Source organism: Protofrankia sp. Cr1 (assembly GCF_963555865.1).
Classification (GTDB): Bacteria; Actinomycetota; Actinomycetes; order Frankiales; family Frankiaceae; genus Protofrankia.
This window is the reverse complement of the sequence record NZ_CAUVXO010000470.1, coordinates 1-4,093: the sequence shown is the minus strand read 5'-3', so window position 1 is coordinate 4,093 and position 4,093 is coordinate 1. Positions and strand designations below refer to the sequence as shown.

At 68.3% G+C, this 4,093-nt stretch carries 7 protein-coding genes and 2 pseudogenes; 7 read left to right on the top strand and 2 right to left on the bottom strand.

The genetic code is table 11. The features are described 5' to 3' along the window. The 3 genes from U9980_RS23940 to U9980_RS23930 all read left to right on the top strand — a co-directional run. On the top strand, window positions 1–540 hold a 540-nt coding region (locus U9980_RS23940; RefSeq protein ID WP_322769996.1), incomplete at its 5' end, for a C40 family peptidase. Window positions 541–609: 69 nt separating this feature from the next. Then, window positions 610–1,083: a YdeI/OmpD-associated family protein gene (locus tag U9980_RS23935; RefSeq protein ID WP_322769995.1), complete on the top strand. Its 474-nt coding sequence runs from the start codon at window positions 610–612 to the stop codon at window positions 1,081–1,083. Continuing rightward, window positions 1,080–1,289 (top strand): hypothetical protein, encoded by a 210-nt coding sequence (locus tag U9980_RS23930; RefSeq protein WP_322769994.1) that lies wholly within the window; start codon window positions 1,080–1,082, stop codon window positions 1,287–1,289. Before U9980_RS23935 ends, U9980_RS23930 begins: the two co-directional genes overlap by 4 nt. A gap of 177 nt (window positions 1,290–1,466) precedes the next feature. On the opposite strand, the pseudogene U9980_RS23925 reads toward U9980_RS23930, so the two are convergent. After that, window positions 1,467–1,686, bottom strand: a pseudogene (locus U9980_RS23925) (DUF190 domain-containing protein); the annotation flags it as partial. A gap of 66 nt (window positions 1,687–1,752) precedes the next feature. Between U9980_RS23925 and U9980_RS23920 the strand changes: the two are divergent. Genes U9980_RS23920 through U9980_RS23910 form a run of 3 tightly spaced genes read left to right on the top strand, consistent with a single transcriptional unit; the run spans window position 1,753 to window position 2,998 of the window. Beyond that, a complete protein-coding gene (locus U9980_RS23920) occupies window positions 1,753–2,013 on the top strand; it encodes an RNA polymerase subunit sigma-70 (RefSeq protein ID WP_416210378.1) in 261 nt (86 codons plus the stop codon). Between the two features lie 59 nt (window positions 2,014–2,072). Continuing rightward, a complete protein-coding gene (locus tag U9980_RS23915; RefSeq protein WP_322769992.1) occupies window positions 2,073–2,693 on the top strand; it encodes a Clp protease N-terminal domain-containing protein in 621 nt (206 codons plus the stop codon). Continuing rightward, window positions 2,690–2,998, top strand: a complete 309-nt coding sequence (locus U9980_RS23910; RefSeq protein WP_322769991.1) for a hypothetical protein — start codon at window positions 2,690–2,692, stop codon at window positions 2,996–2,998. Before U9980_RS23915 ends, U9980_RS23910 begins: the two co-directional genes overlap by 4 nt. Before the next feature lie 98 nt (window positions 2,999–3,096). On the opposite strand, the gene U9980_RS23905 is transcribed toward U9980_RS23910, so the two are convergent. After that, on the bottom strand, window positions 3,097–3,531 hold the full coding sequence (locus U9980_RS23905) for a hypothetical protein (RefSeq protein WP_322769990.1): 435 nt from the start codon (window positions 3,529–3,531) through the stop codon (window positions 3,097–3,099). Between the two features lie 367 nt (window positions 3,532–3,898). On the opposite strand from U9980_RS23905, the pseudogene U9980_RS23900 reads away from it, so the two are divergent. Further along, window positions 3,899–4,093, top strand: a pseudogene (locus tag U9980_RS23900) (C40 family peptidase); the annotation flags it as partial.

Sequence of the window (4,093 nt, the reverse complement as noted above, 5' to 3'; positions counted from 1 at the left end):
GCCTACAATCACGCCGACTGGTACGTAGACGACGTGCTCAACCAGGCAGCCCAATACTCTCAACCGAACTCGAACACTTCAGTAGCGTGCCCTACATTTCAGTCATCGCTTCAGTTCGGAATCGATCAGTTCAGTAGCAGCGCCGGCCACGCCGCGGTCGAATTTGCCTGTGCGCAGCTCGGCAAGCCGTACGTGTGGGGCGGCAACGGCACCCCCGGCTTCGACTGCTCCGGTCTGGCCCAGGCCGCCTACGCCGCAGCCGACATCCAGCTACCGCGCACCGCCCAGGCCCAGTACGACGCCGGCCCGAAGCTGCCAGCCGGGGCGCCGCTGGAAGCAGGGAACCTTGTGTTCTTCGGGACCGCTTCGAACAACATCACCCACGTTGGGGTCTACGTCGGTCGGCAGGGAGACCAGGCAATAATGGTCGACGCTCCCAACGAAGGCTCTGTCGTCCGCGTTGAACCGTTCCCGGCGACGGTGGGCGCCAGGTGGGGCTCGGACACCTACATAGGCGCCACGGCGCCAGGCGTCCGTTGAACGGATGTCGCACCTACAGCGACCACCACCACCGCCGCCCAATCCGCCACCTCATGGAAAGATCAGCTGGTGCAGCCGCAGCGATTCACCACCGCCCTCGCCGCCCACGAGCGCGGCCGGGCTTTCGTGGCAGTGCCGTTCGATCCCGACCGGGTATGGTCCCCGAAGCCACGGCACCACATCACCGGCACCATCAACGGGATGCGCATCCGCGCCGTTATCGAGACGCGCGGCAACCAACGCGGGTTCACCCTTGGGCCAGCATGGCTGCGCGACTGTCATGCCCTCACGATCGGTGACTCCATCACCGTGGAGATCGCTCCCGAGGGACCGCAGCGCGACGACCTCGCCGAGGACGTCGCCGCCGCATTGGACGCCAACCCCGAGGCAAGCGCGTTCTTCGACGCGCTGGCCCAGTTCTACCGCAAGGCGTACCTGCGTTGGATCGACGCGACCAAGCGCTGCCCCGAGCAACGAGCTCAACGCATCACGGAAATGATCCAACTCCTCAACGCCGGAATCAAGGAGCGTCCCAAGCCATGAGCCGGGCGCCGGCGAACCGTTCCCGGCAGCACCTCGCTGGCGGCACCCATGGGGGCAGGTGCGTCTACCTCGGTGAGCAGGTAGAGCAGGCGGTATTGGTCGACGCTCCCGATGACGGCGCGGTAGTCCGCGTGGAACCGTTCCCGGCGACGGTAGGCGCCCGGTGGGGCGTGGACACCTACGTCAGGCGCCACGGCGCCCGTTGAGTGGATGCTGGTTTTCAGTCGCGAGGTTCTCCCAGCTTCCGCGGCGGGCGCTCGCCCGCCTCACCGAGGGCACCCGGTTGCCGTGCCCGGCCGGAGCTCATCGGCGGCGTCGAACACCGCACGATCACGAATCGTCGACTACTCCACGGCCCGGCCGGCCAGGTTCGAGCAGGAACAGCGGCGTTGGGCGTCGTCGACAACGACCGCCACCGGCGAGGTCCGCGCTCAGGGACAGCAGCCGGGTGGTGTGCACGATCGAGGAGGCGCCGAACCCCTCCACGCCCCGGAACACGCTCGCGCCGGCCAGCCCGGCGCGATGCGCCCGGTGCACGATCTCGCTGGCCAGCGGCTCGCAGAGATACGACAGGAGGACAGCGAGCAGCGAGGTGCTGGTCAGCCGTTGGAGACCTTGATCGGCACAGCCAACCCGAGCCACGAGTCGTCAAGAACGATTGACGACCTTATGTCGTCAATCTATTTTGACGACATGAGTGAGGCGGGGGCGCGGGGCAGTCAGATGGTGGAGGCAGCGGGCGATCCCGATCCGGCGACCGGTCTGGCCGCCGTGGCGGCGCTGCGGGGTCTGGTGAAGGTGCTGGAGGAGTTGCAGGTCGACAACGCCCGCGCCCAGGGCTGGTCCTGGCGCGACATTGCCCGCGTCCTGGGAGTGACCAAGCAGGCGATGCACTACAAACACGCCGGACGACTGCGGGGGCGGGACTGATGGCCCGGATGGCGCGGCGGCCTTCGGCCGCTGGCCTAGAGATCAGGCGGTTGGCGGAGGTGGAACGGGATCGCCTCGGTCATCCCTATCTCGGCGACGAGCATCTGCTGCTCGGAGTGCTCGCACACGCCGCGAACCCGGCCGCGGCGATGCTGAACGAGCGGGGACTGGACCTGCCGACCGCGGCGGAGATCGCGCGGATCGTGGCCGAATCCGGGCCACTCGCCCGGGACGACACCACCCTGCTGCGGGAGTTCGGCGTGGACGTGGCCCGGATGCGCCGCCAGCTGGAGGCGACCTTCGGCACGTTGGCGGTGCACGACGCGGCCCGACGGGTACGCCTGCGGCCCTGGTGGCGCGGACGATCCCAGCACAACCCGCTGTGCGGACCGCTATATCTGATCAAGCGAGCGCAGCTCATAGCCTGCACCACCGCAGGCACACGCGGCGAAACCGAGATCCGCCCCGAGCACCTGCTTTATGGTGTCCTGCGCGTCGCGCGCGACCCGCTCGGCTCCGGGCTCGGCCGCCGTGGACGCCGCGACGCCAGCCGCGTGGGCCTGCGTGTCGGCACGGCCCATCCAGTCCGGCTGCTGCTGACCGGGCAGGGAATCGACGTGGACCGGCTCAGCGAAGATCTACTCGGCGACCTGATCGGTCGAAGGGAAGGGCATCCGTGACGACAACTGCGACCACGACCGAGTCAGACGCCGCCGAGCCGCTGACGTGCTGGTGCTGCGGTGGCACCTACCAGGAGCCTGGCCTGGTCCGGCTCGGGAACCATCCCGAGGTCGGGGTCTGCCTGTCGTGCGCGCACTTCCTGCATCAGCAGGCCCGGGGGCGGGAGGACGCGCTGCGCCCCTCGCCGGCCTCCCGGCTGCGTGATGGGCTGCGGGCTGGCCGGCGTCTGGTCATCCGGTGGCGGTGGCATCAACACCCGGTCATCGGCCGGCCGTTGCGCTGGTTGGGCCGGCGCCTGCCGTAGATCACCTCGTCATTTGTGCCTGTCCGGTCAGCGCGGCACCGTCGCATTGCGATGACTGCGCCGGCGGCGACGGTGACGCCGCCGGCAACGCGAACAGGTTAAGGTTCGTCGCGGTCGATAGCGGCCAGCGGATCAAGCGCGTGGCGAAGCTGGGCCAGCGACGGTGACCCGGCCAGGCGGCCATCGGCGTCACGGTAAAGCCGACACGACAGGCTTGCCGAGCGGACCGGCTCAGCAAACGGATCGACGCCGTCGACGAGCAGGGTCGGTGAGCCAGTCATGCCCACCTCCGCCGCCAGATCCGCACTGTCGACCACACGGAGGGTGACAACATCCTCGGCGGTTATCAGGCGACCGATCCGGTCCTGGAGCGTCGCGACGTTCGGGCAGTCCGGGACGTGCAGAATCGTCAACCTCATCAGCGGTGTCCCTCCCCAACTCCCCTCGATGTCGTCGGCATGCAGGGCATCCAGCAAAGTACCGCAACGCCTGGCTATCCACCCCCGCCACTCGACCACCTCAGCCGTGCGCACGCCCCAGCATCAACCTGTATCGGAACACACGGCAAGCGCGTAGAGGGCGACCCGATCGGGTGTGTCCGGTCGGCCCCACCGCGGCGCAGTAGCCATCCAATCGTGGCCATGTACGCCCGGCACGACCAGCCGGTGAGGGTGAGCAGCATGGTTGATCTTGTAGAGCCGTAGAATCTGTCGCCTTTGACCGATCCGAAGGAAGCAGGAAATGGCCCAGGTCGCGGCCAGAAACCACGTGGACCGAACCTCGGATAAAAGATCCACTACGCGGCAGTCGGCCAGACCGGCGCACTCCAACATTTCAGCGCCCAGCTCATGGGACCGCCGACTGAAACGTTCGGGCGCGGTTGACAAGTACACGTCGACCTACGGCCTCGGCGCCGACACCGCCCCGGGCGACGCCGGCTACGCCGCCGTCCTCTACGCCCAAGGGCAGCTCGGCATCCCGTACCTGTGGGGCGGAGACGGACCGGCTGAGGGCGGCTTCGACTGCTCCGGCCTCACCCGCGCCGCCTACGCCGCCGCCGGCATCGACCTGCCACGCACCGCCCAAACCCAGTAC